At 72.3% G+C, this 21,514-nt stretch carries 18 protein-coding genes; 13 read left to right on the forward strand and 5 right to left on the reverse strand.

The window, feature by feature from the left end; translation table 11 throughout:
* On the reverse strand, positions 1-1,081 hold a 1,081-nt coding region (locus ABD324_RS18740), incomplete at its 3' end, for an arginine deiminase (RefSeq protein ID WP_344418423.1).
* A 142-nt stretch (positions 1,082-1,223) separates the two neighbouring features.
* Here ABD324_RS18740 and ABD324_RS18745 point away from each other — a divergent pair.
* Together ABD324_RS18745 and ABD324_RS18750 are read left to right on the forward strand one after the other, a co-directional pair.
* The gene (locus ABD324_RS18745; protein WP_344418426.1) at positions 1,224-1,628 is read left to right on the forward strand and encodes a hypothetical protein; all 405 of its coding nucleotides are present in this window, start codon (positions 1,224-1,226) and stop codon (positions 1,626-1,628) included.
* Positions 1,629-1,758: 130 nt separating this feature from the next.
* A complete protein-coding gene (locus ABD324_RS18750; protein WP_344418428.1) occupies positions 1,759-4,419 on the forward strand; it encodes a winged helix-turn-helix domain-containing protein in 2,661 nt (886 codons plus the stop codon).
* 33 nt (positions 4,420-4,452) lie between these two features.
* Here ABD324_RS18750 and ABD324_RS18755 read toward each other — a convergent pair whose 3' ends face one another.
* From ABD324_RS18755 to ABD324_RS18770, 4 genes are all read right to left on the reverse strand, one after another.
* Positions 4,453-4,950 (reverse strand): NADPH-dependent FMN reductase, encoded by a 498-nt coding sequence (locus tag ABD324_RS18755; RefSeq protein ID WP_344418430.1) that lies wholly within the window; start codon positions 4,948-4,950, stop codon positions 4,453-4,455.
* Entirely contained in the window at positions 4,947-6,098 is a 1,152-nt protein-coding gene (gene ribB, locus ABD324_RS18760; RefSeq protein ID WP_344418432.1) for a 3,4-dihydroxy-2-butanone-4-phosphate synthase, read from the reverse strand. Before ribB ends, ABD324_RS18755 begins: the two co-directional genes overlap by 4 nt.
* On the reverse strand, positions 6,095-6,592 hold the full coding sequence (locus ABD324_RS18765; RefSeq protein WP_344418434.1) for a flavin reductase family protein: 498 nt from the start codon (positions 6,590-6,592) through the stop codon (positions 6,095-6,097). Before ABD324_RS18765 ends, ribB begins: the two co-directional genes overlap by 4 nt.
* 170 nt (positions 6,593-6,762) lie before the next feature.
* A complete protein-coding gene (locus tag ABD324_RS18770) occupies positions 6,763-7,587 on the reverse strand; it encodes a GntR family transcriptional regulator (protein ID WP_344418436.1) in 825 nt (274 codons plus the stop codon).
* 385 nt (positions 7,588-7,972) lie between these two features.
* Between ABD324_RS18770 and ABD324_RS18775 the strand changes: the two genes are divergently transcribed.
* The 11 genes from ABD324_RS18775 to ABD324_RS18825 all read left to right on the forward strand — a co-directional run bounded on the left by ABD324_RS18775 (position 7,973) and on the right by ABD324_RS18825 (position 21,509).
* Entirely contained in the window at positions 7,973-8,878 is a 906-nt protein-coding gene (locus ABD324_RS18775; protein ID WP_344418438.1) for an ABC transporter ATP-binding protein, read from the forward strand.
* On the forward strand, positions 8,875-9,732 hold the full coding sequence (locus tag ABD324_RS18780; RefSeq protein ID WP_344418440.1) for an ABC transporter ATP-binding protein: 858 nt from the start codon (positions 8,875-8,877) through the stop codon (positions 9,730-9,732). The genes ABD324_RS18775 and ABD324_RS18780 overlap by 4 nt, the downstream gene beginning before the upstream one ends.
* Positions 9,729-10,814, forward strand: a complete 1,086-nt coding sequence (locus ABD324_RS18785; protein WP_344418442.1) for an ABC transporter permease — start codon at positions 9,729-9,731, stop codon at positions 10,812-10,814. The genes ABD324_RS18780 and ABD324_RS18785 overlap by 4 nt, the downstream gene beginning before the upstream one ends.
* A complete protein-coding gene (locus ABD324_RS18790) occupies positions 10,811-11,707 on the forward strand; it encodes an ABC transporter permease (RefSeq protein ID WP_344418444.1) in 897 nt (298 codons plus the stop codon). Before ABD324_RS18785 ends, ABD324_RS18790 begins: the two co-directional genes overlap by 4 nt.
* Before the next feature lie 106 nt (positions 11,708-11,813).
* Positions 11,814-13,496 carry an ABC transporter substrate-binding protein gene (locus ABD324_RS18795; protein ID WP_344418446.1) on the forward strand — a complete coding sequence of 561 codons (1,683 nt, stop codon included), beginning with the start codon at positions 11,814-11,816 and terminating at the stop codon, positions 13,494-13,496.
* Complete coding sequence (locus ABD324_RS18800) at positions 13,493-14,803, forward strand: NtaA/DmoA family FMN-dependent monooxygenase (protein ID WP_344418448.1); 1,311 nt, start codon at positions 13,493-13,495, stop codon at positions 14,801-14,803. The genes ABD324_RS18795 and ABD324_RS18800 overlap by 4 nt, the downstream gene beginning before the upstream one ends.
* Complete coding sequence (locus ABD324_RS18805) at positions 14,803-16,116, forward strand: NtaA/DmoA family FMN-dependent monooxygenase (protein WP_344418450.1); 1,314 nt, start codon at positions 14,803-14,805, stop codon at positions 16,114-16,116. Before ABD324_RS18800 ends, ABD324_RS18805 begins: the two co-directional genes overlap by 1 nt.
* A gap of 23 nt (positions 16,117-16,139) precedes the next feature.
* Positions 16,140-17,450, forward strand: a complete 1,311-nt coding sequence (locus tag ABD324_RS18810) for an NtaA/DmoA family FMN-dependent monooxygenase (RefSeq protein ID WP_344418453.1) — start codon at positions 16,140-16,142, stop codon at positions 17,448-17,450.
* A 2-nt stretch (positions 17,451-17,452) separates the two neighbouring features.
* Positions 17,453-18,739 (forward strand): NtaA/DmoA family FMN-dependent monooxygenase, encoded by a 1,287-nt coding sequence (locus tag ABD324_RS18815; protein WP_344418455.1) that lies wholly within the window; start codon positions 17,453-17,455, stop codon positions 18,737-18,739.
* On the forward strand, positions 18,739-20,205 hold the full coding sequence (locus ABD324_RS18820; RefSeq protein ID WP_344418457.1) for an MFS transporter: 1,467 nt from the start codon (positions 18,739-18,741) through the stop codon (positions 20,203-20,205). The genes ABD324_RS18815 and ABD324_RS18820 overlap by 1 nt, the downstream gene beginning before the upstream one ends.
* Entirely contained in the window at positions 20,205-21,509 is a 1,305-nt protein-coding gene (locus tag ABD324_RS18825) for an NtaA/DmoA family FMN-dependent monooxygenase (protein ID WP_344418459.1), read from the forward strand. The genes ABD324_RS18820 and ABD324_RS18825 overlap by 1 nt, the downstream gene beginning before the upstream one ends.
* The last annotated feature ends 5 nt before the right edge of the window (positions 21,510-21,514 follow it).

Here is a 21,514-nt window from a genome sequence, read left to right on the forward strand (position 1 = left end):
GGTTGTTCGCGCTGTCCCACTGCTGGCGCTCGCCCGCGTAGGCGTCGCCGCCGGTCCCGATCACGCGGAAGTCCTTGAGGTTCAGCGCGTCGGCCACCGTGTCGGTGAACGACACCTTCTCCTCGGTGACCTCGACCGGCTCCTTGTCGCCCGGGCGCAGCGAGAAGGTGTGGATGCCGTCGACGATGTCGAGGTACGCGGTGGCGATGTCGCGGTCCGCGAAGGTGAACACGGTGTCGAGGTGCATCGCCGCGCGCAGCTTCGGCATCCCGGCGACGATCACCCGGTTCGCCGCGCCGTTCGCGAACAGCGCCGCCGCGAACTGGGTGATGGCCTGCCGCGAGGTCCGCTCGCTCATCCCGACCACGACCGCGCCGTTGCCGATCGGCATCACGTCGCCGCCCTCGAACGTCGACAGGCCCCAGTCCTGCTCGGGATCGCCCCACCAGACCGTCGCGCCGACGAACTCCGGGTGGAACTCGTAGATCGCCTTCATGAGCAGCGTCTCGTCGTGGCGGGCCGGCCAGTACAGCGGGTTGAGCGTGACCCCGCCGTAGACCCAGCAGGTGGTGTCGCGGGTGTAGAGGGTGTTCGGCAGGGGAGGCATCAGGTACTCGCGCACGCCGGTGGACTCGCGGGCGAGCGCCACGTATCCGGGCCGGAGGTCGGTCGGCAGGTCGTGGGTCGACAGCCCGCCGATCAGGTACTCGGCCAGCGTCCGGGGGTCGAGGCCGTCGAGGAACGCGCGGGTCTCGGCGACCAGGCCCAGGCCCACCTCGTTCGCCACGATCTTGCGGTCCAGCAGCCAGGCGCGGGCCTCGGGGTTCTCGACGGTCTCGGCGAGGACGTTGTGCAGCTCCAGGACCTCGGTCCCGCGCTGGCGCATCTTGGCCATGAAGTCGAAGTGGTCCCGGCGGGCGTTCTGCACCCAGAGCACGTCGTCGAAGAGGAGGTCGTCGCAGTTGCTCGGCGTCAGGCGCTCGTGGGCCCGTCCGGGCGCGCAGACCAGTACCTTGCGCAGCGTTCCGACCTCGGAGTGGACCCCGTAGCCCGAGGCCGGGGACGCGGTGGCTGACGTCATGAGAGGTGTGCTCCATCGCTCGGGGATCGGGCCGGCCGGGCCGGGCACCGGGATCGCGGCTGAGCATGCGGGCGCCCGGTGCCCGCAGGGCTCACCCGCCGCGGGTGAGTACTGCGGCCGCCGCAGGCCCTAGGGTCGTGGGGTGTCCGAGCGGGTCACGGCAGGCGTCGTCGACGTCGCCGTCTATGTCGTGGTGCTCAACCTGTTCGTCGAGTACCTGCCCCAGGTGATCAGCGAGACCTTCACGCTGTCGCTGGTGACCGCGGTGCTGGTGAAGCTCGTCCTGGAGGCGGTCCTCGCGGTGAAGGACCGGATCAAGCGCCGGTTCCGGGAGGCGTCGGGGCTCCCCGGCAAGGTGGGGGCGGCGCTGCTGCTGTGGGCGGTGCTCTTCGGCAGCAAGTTCCTGGTCCTGGAGGCGGTCGACCTCGTGAGCGGAGGACGCGTCGAGCTGGGCGGCTTCTTCTCGGTGTCGCTGCTGATCGTGGTCCTGATGCTGGCCCGGGCCGGGGTGCGCCGGCTCCTGGACAGACCGTCGGTAGCCGGGTAACGCCGCTGCCACCGGAACCGAGCACGTATTCGCTGTTCCCGCGGTGCCGCCGTTCGGGCCACCGCGTCTCTCGAGGAAGTTGGGCAGTTCGCGGGATCGAACCGGTCGTCGATCGCGGAAGGCTGGCAACGTGGAGCGTGGAGCCCCGGCGTCCGGCACGGGCAGGTCCGGCGGCGCAGCCGCGAAACAGCTCGCTCCGCACACGGTCGTCGCGGCGAAGCTGGCCCGGCCCCGCCCGTCGCCGGTGCACCTGCACCGGCCGAGGCTGACGGCGGCGCTGGAGGCCGCGACGACCCCGGTCATCCTGGTCAGCGCGCCGGCGGGGTACGGCAAGACCTCGGTCGTCGCCGAGTTCGCGGCGGCGCACCCGGACGAGACGGGCTGGCTGTCCCTCGACCAGCGCGACGACGAGCCGCGGCTGTGGGCCGGGGTCCTCGCCGCCCTGTGCACCACCGCGGTGGTCCCTCCCGACAGTCCCCTGCGCACGCTGAGGGTGCCGGAGTCCCCGACCGCGGACGCGGAGTTCCTCGGCCGCGTCGACACCGCGCTGGCGGCCCTGCCCGGCCGGGTGACCCTCGTCCTCGATGACGTGCACGAGCTCGACACCGCCGCGCGGGTGGTCGTCGACCACCTGATCCGCCGGCTCCCGGATACCGTCGGGGTCGTCCTGCTCACGCGCAGGGACCCGTCGCTCTCGTTGCCCCGTCTCCGTCTCTCCGGGCGGCTGCGTGAGGTGCGCTCCGACGACCTGGCGATGACCGCGGCCGAGGTCTCCGAGCTGCTGGCCACGCTCGGTCCGGACCTGCGCCCGGACCAGGTCGCCGTGCTCGTCGAGCAGACCGGGGGCTGGCCCGCAGGTGTGCGCCTGGCCGCGCAGTCGCTCGCCGTCGCCGCGGACGCGGACGCCTACCTCTCCGACCTGGCCGGCAACGACCGGGCCATCGCCGACTACCTGGTCAGCGAGATCCTCTCCCGGCTCCCCGAGCGGACCGTGCACCTGCTGCACGCGGTGAGCATCTGCGACCAGCTGCCCTCGCCGCTCGCGGTCGCCCTCACCGAGATCGAGGACGCCGCCGAGATCCTCGACGCCCTCGAACGCGGCTCCGGGCTGGTCACCGCGTACGGGCCCGGCCGGGCGCAGTACCGGGTGCACCCCCTGCTCCGCTCGCACATGCAGGCGAGCCTGCGACGCACCCGGCCGCACGCCGTGAGCGGCATCCACCGGCGGGCCGCGGACTGGTTCCTCGCCCACGACCGGCCCGTCGACGCGGTGCGGCACCTGCGCGCCGCCGAGGACGTCCCCGGCGTGCTCGCGCTGCTGCGCGAACACGGTGCGGACCTCGTCGAGGGCGGCTACGGAGCGGCGGTGCTCGACGCGCTGGCCGTCGCCCCGGCCGGCCTGCTCGACGCCGACCCGCAGGTGCTCGCGGTCGCGGCCTACGCCCACCTCGGGCGAGGAGAGCTGGCCGCGGCCCGGCACTGCGTGGACCGGGCCGACCGGGCGGAGGCGGACGGCCGGGGCAGCCCGGAGGGCGCACCGGCGCTGGCGCTGGCCCGGGCGCGGCTCGCCCTCGCCCACGACCGGATGTTCCACCCGCCGGGAACGGAGGCGCTGCCGCTCGGGCCCCTCGGGGCCGATCCGCTGCTCCAGGCCCAGGAAGCGATCGCCGCGAGCCACGCGGAGGAGGCGGAGGTGCTGGCCCGCTCCGTCCTCGACGAGCCCGGGACCGACGAGTTCGCCCGGGCCCGCGCGACCGCCCTGCTCGCGGCCGCGACCGGGCTGCGGGGCCGGTTCGAGGAGATGGCCGACCTCGCCGAGCACGCCTCCGACCTCGGCTCCGGCACGGGCCGGTGGGACGACACCGAAGGCGGCACCCTGGCCGTCGTGCTCACCGGCTATGCCGACCTCATGCGCTGCCGGCCGGAGGAGACCCTCGCGGGGCTGGCCCGGGCGGACGAGTACGCCGCGCGGCTGGGTCCGGCGCTCGTGCTCACCCCGTTCCTCGAGGCGCTGCGCGCCGCGGCCCGCTTCGACCTCGGCGAGCGCGAGGCCGGCGCCGAGCTGATGCACCGGGCCCGCACGACCACGGCGGTCGACCGCGCCCGGGACGAGCAGATCGCGCTGGTCGCGATGCTGGCCCACGGGATGGCCGTCCGGCTCGGCCACCGCGAGGGGGCCGGCTCCGTCGTCTCGTGGGCGAGCACCCGGCTCGCGGGGAGCGCCGAGCTCGCCGTGATGCGGGCGACCGGGCCCGCGCTCATCAGCAGGTTCGACGCCGCCCGCCGCCTCCTGGCCCCGGTCCTCGACGGGACGGCCCCCGCCGGTCTGCCCTGGACCCCCGTCGAGGCGTGGCTGCTGGAGTGCGCGATCGCCCTCGGCGCCGCCCGGCAGGGCCGGGCCGAGCGCGCACTCGCCTCGGCCCTGCGCGCGGCGCGGGAGATCGGCGTCCTGCGACCGCTGACGACGGCCACCGCGGCGGTGACGGCGCTGATGCGCAGCCGGCGAGGGGTGCCGGGAGAGCTCGACGCCCTCGCGGCCGAGGCGCTCGCGGTGCGCGGCCGGGACGGCCTGCCGGACCTGCCCACGCTCACCGAACGGGAACACGCGGTGCTCGTCCACCTGCCGTCGCTCCGCCCACTCTCCGAGATCGCCACCGAGCTGGGGGTCTCGGCCAACACGGTGAAGACCCACGTCAAGGCCCTCTACGCCAAGCTCGGCGCGGTGTCGCGGCGGGAGGCCGTCGAGTCCGCGGCTCGCCTGGGCCTGCTCCGCAGCCCCCGGGAGGGCTGAGCGGCGGACGCGCCCCGGAGCGCGACCGGGTCGTCAGCGCAGGCGGGTCAGGGCTCCCACCACCGGCTCCCACCGCGTCGCGTAGTCGCGGACCACCCCGTCCTCGGTGAAGGTGGAGTCGATCAGGTAGAGCCCGGGCAGCGCGCAGGTGCCGCCCAGCTCGGAGAGCACCGGCTTCAGGGTGAGGTCCGGAGCCATCGCGTGGGCCGGTCCGGCGCCCAGCATCAGCGGTACGGCGACGACGTCCCGCAGGCCGGTGCCCCCGGCGAACTGGTCCAGGAACAGCTTGAGCAGCCCGGTGTAGGTGGCCTTGAAGGTCGGGCTGGCGAACACCACCAGCGACGACGCCTGCACCGTCTTGACCGCGGTGGCCACCCCCTCGTCGCCCCAGCCGAGCAGGCCGGGACCGAGCTCGGAGAGCTCCAGGACGGTGTCCGGCGGCGCGCCGGTCAGCTTCTCGGCCAGCAGCTCCCCGGCCGCGCGGGTGCGCGATCCCGGCTTCGGGTTTCCGACGACGACGGTGGTGGTCACGAGATCTCCAGGAGGCGGATCGAGGGCGGGATCGCAGCGGCGGCCGCGATCCCGACGACGGGGGCGACCGCCGGCACGTCGACCACGGTCAGGTCGGGCCGGGCGAGCCGCCCGGCGGCCGTCGGCCCGGGGAGGAGCCGCACGGCGTCGTGCTCGAGGTCGGCGAGGATCGCGCCCGCGGCGCCGTCGTCGGCCGCGGTCCAGGCGTGCGGGTCCGGGCAGCCGACGGCGCGGGCACCGGGGCGGCGGAGGTAGACCAGCACCCCGCCGTCCCGGGCGATCGTGGCGGTGGCGGCGTTCAGGCGGGCCGCGCAGTCGCAGGTCAGACCGCCGAAGACGTCGCCGAGCAGGCACTCGCCGTGGACCGCGACCAGCGGCCGGGTGGCGGTGCGGCGCCCGACCAGCGCCAGGTGCTCGGCGCCGGTGACCTCGTCCCGGTAGCCGACGGCGTCGAGAACGCCGTTCGGGGTCGGCAGCCGGACGACGGCGCCGCGGGTGATCCGGCCGCGTTCGCCGTCACCGTGGCGCAGGCGGTGGTCGACGACGTCGGCGATGTCGAGCACCGGCACGTCGTCCCGGGCCGCGAGCAGGGCGATGTCCTCCGGCCCCGCCACGCGGGTGCCGGCCGTGACCTCGGCGATCAGCGCGACGGGCGGCAGGCCCGCGAGCCGGCAGAGGTCGACGGCGGCCTCGGTGTGCCCGGCCCGCTCGACCACGCCACCGGCGCGCGCCCGCAGCGGCAGCACGTGCCCGGGGCGGACCAGGTCCGTCGGGCGGGTCGCCGGATCGGCGAGCACACGCGCGGTCCGGGCCCGGTCGGCGGCGCTGATCCCCGTCGAGATCCCCTGTGCCGCATCGACGGAGACGGTGTAGGCGGTTCCACGGGGGTCCTGGTTGTGCTCGACCATCGGCGGCAGGGCCAGGGCGTCCGCCCGCTCGCCGGTCAGCGGCGCACAGAGGAGCCCCGAGGTGTGCCGCACGGCCCACGCCGTCCAGCGCGGCTCGGCCAGCGCGGCCGGCAGGATCACGTCGTACTCGTTCTCCCGGTCCCCGGCGTCGGCGACGAGGACGGGCCGGCCGGCGCGCAGTGCGGCGACCGCGCGGCCGATCTCGTCCGGTGGCCGGAACGACTCGGGCTGGGCGCTCATGCCGCGAGGGCGGCGAGCCCGTGGAACCTGCTGCCGTGGAACACGAGCGGGGCCACCTCCGCGTGGGTCTGCAGCGCCTCGACCCGCAGCAGCACCAGGTCGTGGTCGCCGGCCGGGACGACCCGGAAGATCGAGCAGTCCAGCCAGGCGGCCGCGTCGTGGAGCAGGACCGCGCCCTCTTCCGTTGCGGTGTAGGCGATCCCGGCGAACCGGTCACCCGTCCTCGAGGCGATCTGCCGGCAGGCGGTGTCGTGTGTGGATCCGAGGACCGAGAGCCCGAGCCGGGGCAGGTCGGCGAGCTGGGGCCAGGTGGTCGAGGTGTGCTGCACGCACACGGACACCAGCGGCGGATCCATCGAGACGGACACGAAGGAGCTGGCGGCGATCCCCACGGGGACGCCGTCGCGCAGGGCGCAGACGGCGGTGACGCCGCTGGGGAAGGTGCCGTACGCCTGGCGCAGCGCATGGGAGTCGGTCAGGTCCGGGACGATCATCGGGGCCTCCTGGGTGCCGGTGACGCCTACGGAACCCGGCGGGTGTTGCCGCGGTATTACGGCCTCCGTTCGTGCGATTTGCGCGTCTGTGCCACCACCGGCCCGATGCGGGGACCAGCACCGATCGCCGGATCGCGGCGGATTAACGCCACGAGTTCCGGGTCACAGGCTCATTCCGCCGCGTACCCGGACTCGGCGAACGTGCCGATCCCGGTGAGGGCCACCCGGCCGGTGCGGAAGTAGGTGAAGCTCAGCTCGAAGGGCCGGCCGGACTCGTCCGTGGTCGTCAGCTCGCGCAGCAGGGCCGGGGACTCGGCGGGCACGTCGAGCAGCGCGGCGATCCGCTCCTGCAGCGCGATCGCCTCCACCGAGTAGATGCTGGCCCCGTACGCGCGCCCGAAGACGGTCTCGAACACGACCGGCAGCGGCGGGAAGTCGACGTGGAGGGTGTCGAGCAGGGTCAGGAACTCCCGCGCGGACCGGTCCGTGACGAGATAGCCGGTGCGCAGGTAGAGCGGTTCACCGTCGTAGAACCCGAGCTGCTCGAGGCGCAGCACCTCGGCGCCGGGCTCGACGTGCAACCGTCCGGCCACGGCCTGCCCGGCCGTCACCCGGGTGCACTCGAGGTTGCGCACCTTGAGCCGTCCCACGCGCCGGGTGCCCGCGTACACACGGGGCCCGATGTCGGTCGGCGCGATCGGGACGATGGTGCGGGCGAGGCTGGTGCCGACCCGGCGGGTCCGGTCCAGCAGCCCCTCCTCCGCGAGCGTCTGCAGCGCCTTGCGCACCGAGTTGCGGCTCCCGTTGTAGGTGCGCACGAGCATGTGCTCCTCGAGCTGTTCGCCCGCACCGATCGACCCGTCCCGGATGCTCGCGCGGAGCAGCTCGTAGATGCGCCGGGGCGAGGTGTCCGCGGGTGCGGTTCGCCCCCGCGCGACGCGATAGGAACGGCGGGCCTCGTCGTCGTCACCCGGCCGGGGAACGGGCTGCGTCACGGGCACCTCCTGCATCCGCGGATGTGCGCGGATGGGGCCCCTGAGTGCCGGACGGGCGACGCCGCCCGGACACCCGCGCCTGATGGTGAACGGCGAGTCACCGCTCGCCGACGAGGTTACGGAAACCGGTCCAGGGCCAGAGTGTGACGTGTGTGACACGGCGAAAAGTGGCGGTCTTGGCCTCCACCGGACCCGCTGAAACGCGCTGACCAGCGTCGGAGCCCCAGCGACCGATGGCGCAATAGAGCGGTTACGCCCAGCGTGCTTGTCGCGGAAACACGGCATCCGCAGGCTTCGCACTCACCGCCCGCCGACGACGTCCGGCCGGTTGCCGTAACGCGACGTTCGCAGCCCCGCTCCGCCCCCGCCGAGAAGGACGAGAGAAGTGACTGAACATCCGGTGCCGGGTCCCCGCCCCGCGCTCGACCCCGATCGACCGCTGCTCGATGTCCGCGGGCTGACCGTCCGCTACCCGACGTCCGCCGGGGAGACCACCGCCGTCCGGGACGCGTCCCTGCGCATCGGCACGGGCGAGCAGGTGGCCCTCGTCGGCGAGTCCGGCTCCGGCAAGACGTCGCTCGCGATGGCGGTGGCCGGCTTCCTCGGCGGCTCCGCGCGGATGACGGCCGAGGTGCTCGGCTTCGACGGCGCCGCCCTCGACCGGGCCCCGCGCACGGGCGTGCCGCGGCGCACCCCGGGCATGGCCGTCGTCTTCCAGGACGCGATGACCTCCCTCGACCCGGTCTGGTCCGTCGGCAGCCAGCTGACCACGGTGATCCGTGGCGCGACCGGCTGCGGCCGGCGCGATGCCGCCGACCGGGCCCGGGCCTGGCTGACGCGGGTCGGGCTCACCGACACGCGCCGCGTGCTGCGCAGCCGCCCGTACGAGCTCTCCGGCGGTATGCGCCAGCGCGCGATGCTCGCCCTCGCCCTGGCGTGCGAGCCGCGCCTGCTCATCGCGGACGAGCCCACGAGCGCGCTCGACGCCTCGCTCTCGCGCGCGGTGATGGAGCTGCTCCGCGACCTGGCCGCGGACACCGGGACCTCGCTGCTGATCGTGTCGCACGACATCCGGCTCTGCCAGGAGTTCGCGGACCGGATCATGGTGATGTACCACGGCGAGATCGTGGACGAGGGCCGCTCCGCCGAGCTGGAGGCGATCGCCGGCCACCCCTACACGCGCGGCCTGCTGCGGTGCGTCCCCGACCTCGAGGCCCGCCACGCGCACCGGCTCCCGACCCTCGACACCGTGGACACCGGCGCGGATCTCGTCCGGTCGAGCGTCGCGTGAAGGCCCCGCGGATGCGCGTGCTGCGCCAGCGGCCCCCCGCCGAACCCGTCGGGGACCGCGGGCTGGTCCAGATCACCGCCGAGGCGGTGGAGAAGACCTTCGTCGTCAACCGGGCCCGCCACCGCGCGGTCGCCGCCGTGGACGTGACGATCGGTTCGGACCGCACGATCGGGGTGATCGGTGAGTCCGGTTCGGGCAAGTCGACGCTGGCCCGCATGCTCTGCGGGCTGGAGCGCGCCGACGAGGGGAGCCTGCACTACAACGGGATCCCGCTGGGACAGCACCTCAGCTCGCGGACCGGTCGGCGGGACTTCCGGCGCGCGGTGCAGCTGGTCAGCCAGGACGTCAGCTCGTCGTTCGACCCGCTCCGCACCCTGCGGGACGCCGTACGGACCCCCGCCATGGTGCTCTGCGAGCTGGACCGCGACGAGGCGGACCACCGCGTGGACGAGGTCCTGACCACCCTGCAGATCGACCCGGCGCTCGCCGCGCGCCGCCCGCACGAGGTCTCGGGCGGGCAGCGGCAGCGGTTCGCGATCGCGAGGGCCCTGGTCGTGCGGCCCCGGGTCCTGCTCTGCGACGAGGTCGTGTCCGCGCTGGACGTCTCGGTGCAGGGCTCGGTCCTCAACCTGCTCAAGGACTACGCCGAGCGCAACCGGGCCGGGCTGTTCTTCGTCTCGCACGGCATCCCGGCGACCGCGTTCCTGGTCGACGAGCTGATCGTGATGCGCGGCGGGGAGATCGTCGAACGCGGCTCGACCGACGACATCGTCGAGGCACCGCAGCACGAGTACACCCGGTTCCTGGTGGGGGCGGCCCGCCGCGGCGGGCGCATCGAGGCGGTGGCCTCGTGACCGCCGCCGTCGCCGACGCCGGGACGACCGGCGGGGACGTCCTCGCCGCGCTCCGGCGCCAGCGCTGGTGGGCCCTGCGGGTGCTCGCACTCCCGGTCCACATCCTCGTCTTCGCGTTGATCGCGTTCTTCCTGGTCCGGCTCATCCCCGGCGATCCGGCGCGGGTCATCGCCGGCCCCGACGCGACCCCCGGGACCTACGAGGCGGTCCGGCAGCAGCTCGGGCTCGACGGCGGCATCTGGACCCAGCTCGGCCACTTCGTCGCGGGCCTCGTCCGGTTCGACCTGGGCGACTCGATCGTCAACGGCCGGCCGGTGTTCGACGAGATCATGGCCCGGCTGCCGGGGACCGTCGAGCTGGCACTGGTGTCCTTCGTGATCCTGGTGCTGGTGACCCTGCTGCTGTCCCTGGCCGTGGTCGTCGCGCCGCGCAGCCCCGCGGGCCGGATCGTGTCCGGCTACTCCCAGGCGGCCGGCGCGATCCCGGACTTCGTGATCGGCGTGATCGGGATCTTCCTGTTCTACGCCACGCTGCAGATCGTCCCGGCCCCGAACGGGCGGACCCGGCCCGGCCTGGTCGAGCCGGACCCGATCACGCACTTCCCGCTGCTCGACTCGATCCTCGCCGGGAGGTTCGCGGTCACGTCGTCGATCCTGAGCCACTACCTGTTGCCGATCGTGGTGCTGGTGGTCTCGCTCGCCCCGTTGCTGCTCAAGCAGCTGCTGGGGGCGCTCGGGCCGGCGGCCGAGGACCGGGCGACCCTGTTCCGCGTCGCCACCGGCGCACCGCGGCGGATGGTGCTCGCGAGCATCTACCGCCGGGCCCTGCCGCCCACGATCGCGGTGTTCGGCACGATCTTCGGCACGTTGCTCGGCGGCACGGTGATCATCGAGCAGCTGTTCGGGATCGGGGGCCTCGGCGTCTACGCGGTGAACTCGGTGGCCGGGCTGGACTTCACCGCGCTGCAGGGCACGTTGGTGCTGGTCGCGGCAATCTCGATGATCGTCTTTCTGCTCGCCGACGTCGCGACCATGCTGCTCGACCCGCGACGCCGGCCCGGAGTCCAGGGGAGTGGATCATGACCTCCACCCTGCCGCCGCCGGCGGCACCGATCACCGCCGAGGCCCCGCCCGCGCCGGCGGACCGCCGCCGCCCCGGGCCCGGGTTCGGCACCTGGGCCGCCGCCGTCCTGTTGGGCCTCGTCCTGGTCGTGGCCCTGTTCGGGCCGGTGATCGCGCCCCACGATCCCACCGCGGTGGTCGGCCTGCCCTCCCGTCCGCCGAGCGGCGAGCACTGGGGCGGCACCGACTCCACCGGCATGGACGTGTTCTCCCGGACGCTGGCCGGGACCCGCATCGACGTCCTCATCGCAGTGTTCTCGACGATCCTGGCCACCGCGCTGGGCGTGGTCGTCGGCCTCGCGGTCGGGATGAACGAGTCCCGCCGCGGTCCCGTCGGCACGCTGGCGCGCGCCGTCTCCCGGCTGCTCGACCTGCTGCAGGCGATCCCGGTGGTGATCGTCGGCCTGGTCGTGGTGTCCTTCTTCGGCACCAACACCGTGACGATGGTGCTCGCGATCGCCGTGATCCTCATGCCGATCCAGGCGCGGCTCACGCGCACGGAGGTGCTCCGGGTGCGCGGCGACGCCTACCTCGACGCCGCCCGCCAGGCCGGGCAGCACGAGCTGCGGCTGATCGTGAAGCACGTGCTGCCGAACTCGGTCCGCCCGGCCCTGCTCAACGTCTCGGTCATCCTCGGCATCAGCATCGTGCTGACCGCCGCGCTCGGCTTCCTCGGCGTCGGGCTCCCGCCGCCCACGCCGGAATGGGGCTCCATGATCGCCCACGGTGCCGGTGACGCCGCGGTGGGCAAGTGGTGGTCCGCCGCCTTCCCGGCCGCCGCCCTCTGCGTCACGGTGGCCGCCTCCTCCGTCCTCACCAACCGGTTCACGCTGCGCCGCACCGGCTCCGGCTGACCCCGTCCGCACCCCCTCCACCTCTTCCGTGACCTCTCGGACGGCACCGGCGGCGTCCGACGGTGAGCACTGCCCGCCCCACCTCTCCCACCCCCGAGGAACCCTCATGTCCGCTCCACCCGGCCTGCGCCGGCTCGCCCGCGCCGCCGTCGCCGTCCTCGCCATCAGCCTCGTCGCCACCGCCTGCGCCGACTCCGGTTCCGCGGGCGGCACCGGGCAGTCGCGCGACACGATCGTCGTGGTCTCCGGTGACCAGGCGTCGAACGTCGTGCGCGACTACGGGTTCACCAACGGCACCGACAACCAGGAGGTGACGAACAGCCTCCACGCCCAGCTCATCCGCAAGCCGTACGTCGACGAGCAGGGCGCCAACGTCAAGGTCCAGGACCTGTACCACTTCGAGCCGTTCCTGGCCCAGAGCTACGACGTGAGCGCCGACGGCAAGGTCTTCACCTTCCACCTGCGCCAGGGGCTGAAGAGCCAGCAGGGCAACGAGCTCACCTCCGCGGACGTCGTGTGGTCCTTCAAGCGGAAGTTCTCGTCGAAGGGCGGCGGCATGCCGGGGTACTACGCCCCGATGCTGACCGACATCGACAAGCAGGTCGTGGCCGTCGACAAGTACACGGTGACGTTCACGATCGAGCAGCCCGGCTACGGCTTCACGCTGCTGGGCAACCTGGCCGAGAACATCGGGTCGATCTACGACAGCACCTACCTGCAGCAGCACGCCACGGCCGACGATCCCTACGCGATCAAGTGGGGCGTCTCGGACATGCTCAACGGCAACGTCGGGTTCGGGCCGTACATGCTCAAGAGCGTCACCCCGAACCAGGAGATCGTGATGGTGGCCAACCCGAACTACGTGTTCGGGCCGCTGCCGGTCAAGACGATGATCCGCCGGGTGGTGCCCGACGCGGCGACGAGGGCGAACATGCTCACCCGCGGCGACGCCGACGTGGCACTGGACCTGCGGCCCTCCGACCAGGCGGACCTCGCCTCGAACAAGGACGTGTTCACGCCGACGGCGACGTCGAACCTCTACCAGAGCATCACGATGAACACGAAGCAGGCGCCGTTCGACAACCAGCTGGTCCGGCAGGCACTGGCCTACGCGGTGCCCTACGACCAGATCGTCAAGGACGTCTACCACGGCCGGGCGTACGCCTACCAGCACCTGCTCGACGACAAGCAGCCGTACTACGACGGCTCGGCCCTGCCGAAGTACACCTACGACCCGGCGAAGGCCAAGGCGCTGCTGGCCCAGGCCGGCATCGCCACGCCGCTCACGTTCACGCTCACGGTCAGCAACGCGTCGCCGTCGGTCCAGGACTCGGCGGTCGTGCTCGCCGCGGCGGCCAAGGACGCGGGCTTCGACGTGAAGATCAACCAGGTGCCGGCGGCCCAGGTGTTCTCCGACGGCCTCGGCGGCCGGCTGCAGGCCAGCATGGGCACCGGCTCGGCGGTGACGATGTCGCCGCCCTACGAGCTCAACCTGCTGACCCAGGTCGGCGGCGGCAGCAACACCTCGTTCTGGTCCGGCCCGGAGTACGACGCCTTCGCCCAGGTCATGAAGCAGGGCCTGGCGTCCACGGACGCGATCGGCCCGCAGGCCGGTCCGCTGTGGAGCAAGGCCGAGACGATGCTCGTGGACAGCGCCTCGAACATCTTCCTCGCCCGCGTCATGTCCCCCTACTCCATGCGTGCCGACATCCACGGCTACGCGCAGCGCACCGACCGCCGCATCGACTACGCGGCCGTGACCGCAGGCGGGGAGGCGAAGACGTCATGACGGGACCCGACATGTTCCACCTGGGCTGGTTCGGCAGCTTCATCCCGACGACCTGGCAGTCCGGCTGGGACGGCACCGACGCCGGCCGCTGGATGGACGGGACGTTCTACGTGGACAAGGTCCGCACCCTCGAGCGGGCCTGCTTCGACTTCATCCTCTTCGAGGACTCGTCGATGGTGTCCGACGTCTACGGCGGCAGCTCCGAGGCCACGCTCAAGCGCGGTGGCTGGGCGCCGAAGGGCGATCCGGTGGCGCTGGCGCCGATCCTGGCCCGGGCCACCGAGCACATCGGCATCTCGGTCACGATGTCGACGTCGTTCTACCCGCCGTGGATGCTCGCCCGGTCCGTCGCGACGCTCGACCACATGTCGCGCGGCCGGATCGGCTGGAACATCGTGACGTCGTCGGAGGACCTGGCGGCCCGCAACTTCGGCATGGACGCCCTCCCGCCGCACGACGAGCGCTACGCCCGCGCGGACGAGTACGTGGACCTGGTGACCCGGCTCTGGGACTCCTGGGACGCCGACGCGCTGGTGATGGACCGTGAGCGCGGGGTCTACGTGGACCACACGAAGGTCCGGCCGATCGACTTCGTGGGCAAGTACTACAAGTCGCGCGGCCCGCTGAACACGCTGCGCCCGCCGCAGGGCCGCCCGGTGCTGACCCAGGCCGGCGGCAGCCCCGCCGGCCGCCAGTTCGCCTCGCGGTACGCGGACATGGTCATGGCGCTGCCCAAGGGCGTCCCGGCGATGAAGGAGTATCGGGACGACATCCGGATGCGGGTGGCCGCCGAGGGCCGCGACCCCGACCAGACCAAGGTCATGTACGTGGTCTCGCCGATCCTGGGGGAGACCCACCAGCACGCCCTGGACCGCAAGGCGGCCAAGGACGAGGCGGTGCGGCAGCACCCGGAGGGCCAGCTCATCGGCTGGTCGGGCTCGATGGAGATCGACTTCTCGACGTTCGACCTCGACAAGCCGCTGCCCGACGACGTCGCGACCAACGGCCACCAGAGCACCCTCGCGAACTTCCGCAAGTGGGCCGGCGACCGGACGCTGCGCGAGGCCTGCGTGGCCTACCGCACCGAGTCCATGGAGCTCATCGGCACGCCCGACGAGGTGGCGGCGCAGATGGGCGAGGCCATGGAGGAGGTCGGCGGCGACGGCTTCCTCATCTGGAACCAGCCGCACAACCGCCGCTACATCGGCGAGATCGCGGACGGGCTCGTGCCGGCCCTGCAGAACCGCGGGCTGATGCGCACCGGCTACACGCACGAGCACTTCCGCGACAACCTGCTGGAGTTCTGATGACCACGGTGGAGGCCGCGAAGTTCCACCTGGCCTGGTTCAAGAGCTTCACCCCGCACGACTGGCGTTCGACGTGGAGCGGCAGCGAGGAGCGGGACTGGATGACGGGCGACTCGCACGTCGACTTCCTCCGGGCCCTGGAGCGGGCCCGCTTCGACTTCCTCATGCTCGAGGACTCGCTGATGGTGTCCGACACCTACGGCGGCACGGCCGAGGCGTCGCTCGCGCAGGGCGGCTACGCGCCCAAGGGCGATCCGGCACTGCTGGCCTCGATGCTGCTCAGCGAGACGAAGCGGATCGGCGTGATCGCGACGATGTCGTCGACGTTCGTGCCGCCGTGGCTGCTGGCGCGCACGTCGGCGACGATCGACCACCTCTCCGGGGGCCGGTTCGGCTGGAACTGCGTGACCTCCAGCGAGAACCGGGCGGCGCAGAACTTCGGCATGGACGCCCTGCCGCCGCACGACGAGCGCTACGAGCGGGCCGCCGAGTACGTCGAGGTGGTCAAGCAGCTCTGGGACTCGTGGGAGCCGGACGCCTTCGTCATGGACCAGGAGTCGGGGACCTATGTGGACCACACGAAGGTCAACCCGATCCACTTCGAGGGCCGCTGGCACCGCAGCCGCGGCCCCCTGAACCTGATGCGCCCGCCGCAGGGCCATCCGGTGATCTGCCAGGCCGGCGGCTCGCCCGCGGGCAAGGCGTTCGCCGCGGGCAACGCGGACGTGCTGCTGTCGCTGCCCAAGGGCCTGCCGGACATGAAGCGCTACCGCGACGACATCCGGGAGCTGGCCGAGAAAGCGGGCCGGGACCCGGACGACATCAAGGTCCTGTTCATCATCTCGCCGATCCTCGCCGACACCGACGACGAGGCCCGCGAGCTGCAAGCCATGATGAATTCCGACGTCGAGGCCAAGATCAAGGCCCAGATGGTCAACTGGTCGGCCACCATGGAGATCGACTTCTCCCGGTTCGACCTGGACCGGCCGCTGCCGGACGACGCGGTGACCAACGGCCACCAGAGCACGCTGGCCACGTTCCGCAAGTTCGCGAACGGCCGGACGCTCCGCGAGGCGTTCACCGCCTACCGGACCGAGGCGATCGAGGTCGTCGGCAGCCCGGCGACCGCCGCGGACACCCTCCAGGAGGCGATGGAGTTCGTGGGCGGCGACGGCTTCCTGGTCATGGGCCCGACCAACCGGCGGTACGTGCACGAGATCACGGACGGGCTGGTGCCCGAGCTGCAGCGCCGCGGCCTGGTCCGCACCGAGTACGCGGGGACCCACCTGCGGGACCACCTGCGCGAGTTCTGAAGGATCGGACAGGAGTACGGAAGATGAGCGCGAAGATGTTCCACCTGGGGTGGTTCCTGGGCAACGGGTTCGGGGTGCAGGCCTGGAACTCCGAGTGGGCCGGCACCGGCGCCACGGACTGGATGATGCCGGACCAGTACATCGACCTGGCCCGCTCGATCGAGCGCGGCGGGTTCGACTTCCTGATGATGGAGGACTCGGTCCAGATCCCGAACGCCTACCAGGGATCCAGCGAGTACTACCTGAGGACGGCGAGTGCGGCGCCGAAGCAGGACCCGGCCGTCCTCGCGGGGATCCTGTCCCAGTTCACGGAGAAGCTCGGCATCGTCGCCACGCTGACCACGACCTTCTACCACCCGTTCACCGTGGCCCGGCTGATGTCCACGTTGGACCACGTCTCGAAGGGCCGGATCGGCTGGAACATCGTCACCGGCTCCAGCACGTACGCGGCGAAGAACTTCGGGTTCGACATGCCCGAGCACGACCTGCGCTACGAGATGGCGGACGAGTTCGTGGAGCTCGCCTGCAAGCTGTGGGACTCGTGGGAGCCGGACGCGGTCCTCGCCGACGTCGAGAAGGGCGTCTACGCGGACCACACCAAGGTCCACACCCTGGACTTCGAGGGGAAGTTCTACTCCTCGCGCGGCCCGCTCAACACCACGCCGTCGCCCCAGGGACGGCCGGTGTTCCTGCAGGCCGGCGGGTCGGACCAGGGTAAGGACCTGGCGGCGAAGTACGTCGAGGCGATCATCGCCAACCCGCCGGGCGTCGAGAAGATGAAGGCGTACCGCGAGGACATCCGCCGCCGCGCGGTGGAGCACGGCCGGGACCCGGACACGATCAAGGTGATGTACCTGGTCTCCCCGGTCTTCGGCGAGACGGACGACGAGGCCGAGGAGAAGCTCGCCCGCCGCGAGCGGGCGAAGAACTCCAACATCGAGGGCCTGCTCGCCGGGCGCTCGCACCTGGCCAGCATCGACCTCTCCCAGTTCCCGCTCGACGAGCCGCTGCCGGACGACCTGATCTCCAACGGGCACCGCAGCAGCTTCGCCAACTTCAAGGGCGACGGCACCCAGACGCTGCGCGAGCGGATCCTCGCCCACAGCGCCACGGACGCCGTGCACCTCTGCGGCACACCGGCCACCGTGGCCGCGCAGATGGACGAGATCATGCAGGAGGTGGGCGGCGACGGGTTCCTGATCGTCGGAACGCCGATGCACCGCCGCTACGTCGCGGAGGTCACCGACGGCTTGTCCCCGGCCCTGCGCCGGCGCGGCCTGATCCGCAGCAACTTCTCCCACCAGCTGCTCCGCGACAACCTCCTGGCGTTCTGATGATGCACCTCGGATGGTTCCTGTCCTTCCAGGTGCAGTCCTGGAACCAGATGTGGAGCGGCAACGGCGGCACCGAGTGGAACAAGCCGCAGCTCTACGTCGACGTGGCCCGGTCGCTGGAGCGGGCGGGCTTCGACTACATGATGTTCGAGGACGGCTCGTTCGTCCCGGACTCATACGGCAGCAACCACGACTGGTGGCTCGCCGCGGCCCGCTCGGTGCCCAAGCAGGACCCGCTGCCGCTGATCCCGATGCTGGCCGAGCACACGTCGAACATCGGCTTCTTCGCCACCGTCACCACGTCGTTCCATCCGCCCTTCATGGCGGCACGCACCGCGGCGACGATCGACCACCTGACAGACGGCCGGTTCGGGCTCAACCTCGTGACCAGCCACAACGTCCGCACCGCGCAGAACTTCGGGCACGACACCCTGTTCGACCACGACGAGCGCTACCGCATGGCGGACGAGTGGATCGACCTGTGCCGCAAGCTCTGGGACACCTGGGACGCCGACGCGGTGGTGCTCGACGAGGAGCGCGGCGTGTTCGCCGACGGATCGAAGGTCCGCCCGATCGACTTCGCGGGCGAGTTCTACTCCTCGCGCGGCCCGCTCAACACGACGCGGTCTCCGCAGGGCCGGCCCGCGCTCTGCCAGGCCGGCGGCTCCAAGGCCGGGCGCGCGTTCGGCGCGAAGAACGTCGACACCATCATCGCGCAGGTCAACGGCGTCGAGGACATGAAGGCCTACCGCGAGGAGGTCACCGACCACATGATCGCCGCGGGCCGGGACCCCAAGGAGTGCAAGGTCCTCTTCATCATCACGCCGGTCCTCGGCGAGACGGACGGGGAGGCGCAGGACCGGGCCGAGCGCGGCCGCAAGGCGATGGCGGGCGCGGTCGAGCAGAACCTGGCGTCGCTGTCCTACGCGACCGGGCAGGACTTCGCGAAGTACGACCTCGACGCCCCGTTCCCGGACATCGAGACCAACGCGACGCAGAGCTCGCTCGCCCTGTTCAAGAAGCTCGCGGCGGGGAAGACGTTGCGGGAGTTCGTCACCTCGGACACCCGCAAGTCCGTGGACCTCGTGGGCACGCCCGACACCGTCGCCGGGCAGATGGACGAGATCATGCAGGAGGCCGGCGGCGACGGGTTCCTCATCTCGGGCTCGCTGCACCGCCGCTACGTCGCCGAGATCGCGGACGGCCTCGGCGCGGCGCTGCGCCGGCGCGGCCTGACCCGGGACGGGTACTCCGGCTCGACGCTGCGCGAGAACCTGCTCGAGTTCTGATGGCACTCGGGATCGACCCAGCGGCCCCGTCCGCGGACCTCCGGTACGCCTGGCGGGTCCTCTCGGTGACCGGGCTCGGAATGTGGGTCACCTTCTCCAGCGTGAGCATGGTCCCGCTCGCGTTGCCGCACATGGTCGGTGACCTGAACGCGGGGCCGGCGCAGGGCGACTGGTTCGTGCTGGCCTACCAGCTGCTCACGGCCACGCTGATGCTGCCGCTGGGGCGGCTGTCCGATGTGGTGGGTCGGCGCGCGATGTACGTCGGCGGCCTGTCCCTGGTCACCGTCGCCACCCTGGCGATCTGCTTCTGCACCGCCCCCGGCCCGGTGATCGCGCTCCGGGCGCTGCAGGGCATCGGGGCGGCCGCGGTCATCACCAACACCACGGCGCTGCTGGTCGACGCGTTCCCGGCCAGCCACGTCTCCCGCGGCATCGGCTGGAACATCACGATCATGTCGACTGCGGTGGCCCTCGGCCCGCTGCTGGGCGGGGTGCTCACCGAGAGCCTGGGCTGGCGCGCGGTGTTCGCCTTCACCGTGCCGCTGGCGCTGCTGGGCACGGTGTGGTCCGCGGTGTCCCTGCGCCGCACCCGGCCGATCACCAACGGCCGGATCCGGGCGGACGTCTGGGGCACGGTGACCTCGATCGTCGGGGTCGGCGGGGTGGTGCTGGCCGTCAACCGGGTGGGCGACGGCGTGGGCTCGGCGTCGTTCCTCGTGCCGGCCGCCGCGGCGGTGCTCGGGCTGGTCGCGTTCGTGATGATCGAGCGGCGGGTGCCGAACCCGATCCTCGACCTGCGGCTGGTGCTGGTCCGCTTCCGCGGCAGCGCCTACGCCACCACGGCGCTGCTCAACCTCGGGCTCGCCGCCGGCCCGCTGCTGGTGTCGCTGTACCTGCAGAGCCTGCACGGGCTGACGGCGCTGTCGGCCGGGCTCTGCATCACCGCGCAGGCCTGCGGCAACATCCTCGTCGGGCCGCTGGCCGGGCGCTGGGCGGCGCACATGCAGGCCCGGGTCCTCGCCACGGCCGGCGCCTTCGTGGCGGTGGTCGGGGCGGCGCTGCTGGCCACGGCCTTCGCCCTGGGCGGCTCCGGGCTCCCGGTCGCCGGCGCCCTGTTCGTGATCGGCCTGGGCAACGGCATCTTCCAGACGACGAACGCGTCCGTGATCAACATCGGCGTGCGGCCCTGGGAGCGCGGCATGGCCAACGGGTTCCGCGTGATGATCGACAACTCGGCCGCGCTGCTGGGCTCGGCGGTGGCGCTGATGCTGCTGACCGCGGGGCTGCCGGAGGCGCTGCGGGCCGGGGCGCTCTCGGGCCGGACCGGTGACTTCGGTGCCGCCGACCTGACCGTCTACGCCCACGCCTTCCCGCTCACCGTCGGGGTGCTGGCGGTGCTGTCGCTGGTCGCGGTGTGCATCTCGGCGCTGCGCGGGCGCACACCCGTCGTCGAAGAGGGGGTCTGATGTTCCATCTCGGCTGGTTCACCAACTACATGACCCCGGCCTGGAACAAGCCCTGGGCGGGCAACGCCGGCCGCACCTGGGCCAACGGGGACTTCTACCTCGACATGGCCCGCCAGCTCGACCGCGCCGGGTTCGACTTCGTGATGCTGGAGGACTCCACCGCGCTGTCGGACACCTACGGCGGCACGTTCGAGGCGGAGCTGCGGCAGATGGTGCGTGCGCCCAAGCACGATCCGGTGCCACTGGTCCCGCTGCTGGCCCACGTCACCCGCGGCCTGGGAGTCGTGGCGACCTGCTCGACGTCGTTCTACCCGCCGTACCTGCTGGCCCGCACGATGTCCACACTGGACCACCTGACGAACGGGCGGGCCGGCTGGAACATCGTCACCTCGGCCGGGTCCGCCGCGGCGCAGAACTTCGGCATGGAGGACCTGCCGCCCCACGACGAGCGGTACGAGATCGCCGAGGAGTTCGCCACGCTCGTCGAACAGCTGTGGGACTCGTGGGAGCCCGACGCACTGCGCGTCGACCACGACACGGACACCTACGTCGACCACGAGAAGGTCCACCGGATCGACTTCCGCGGCAAGCACTTCGCCAGCCGCGGGCCCCTGAACACCCTGCCCGGGCCGCAGGGCAGGCCGGTGATGCTGCAGGCCGGTGGCTCACCCGTCGGGCGGGCCTTCGCCGCTCGCCATGCCGATGCGGTGGTGGCGATCCCCAAGGGCATCGAGGCGATGCGGGCCTACCGCGAGGACATGTCCCGCCTCGCGGTCGAGGCAGGCCGGGATCCCGAGGCGGTCAAGGTCTTCTACATCGTCTCGCCGATCGTGGCCGAGACGCACGAGGAGGCGCTGGCCCGTCGCGACCGGCTCTACGGGCTGGAGAGCGAGCGGCTGGAGAGGCGGCTGCTGCTGATGTCCGGCGGCGATCTCGACCTCAGCCGCTTCCCGCTCGACGAGCCGCTGCCCGCGATCGCGGCGGCGTCCACGAACGGCAGCCAGAGCATCCTGCAGACCTTCCTCGACCGTGCGCAGGGCAAGACGCTGCGCGAGGCCGCGGTGGGGGACCAGACCGAGTCGCTCGAGCTCGTCGGCACCCCCGACGCCGTCGCCGGGGAGATGGCCGAGGTGATGGCCGAGGTCGGCGGCGACGGCTTCCTGGTCTACAGCGGCTCCGGGCAGCTCACCCGCCGCTACATCACCGAGATCTGCGACGGGCTGGTGCCGGAGCTGCAGCGCCGCGGCCTCACCCGCACCGAGTACGCGAGCCCGCTCCTGCGGGACAACCTGCTCGCTTTCTGAAAGGT

The organism is Pseudonocardia ailaonensis (assembly GCF_039531635.1).
In the GTDB taxonomy this organism is placed as follows: Bacteria; Actinomycetota; Actinomycetes; order Mycobacteriales; family Pseudonocardiaceae; genus Pseudonocardia; species Pseudonocardia ailaonensis.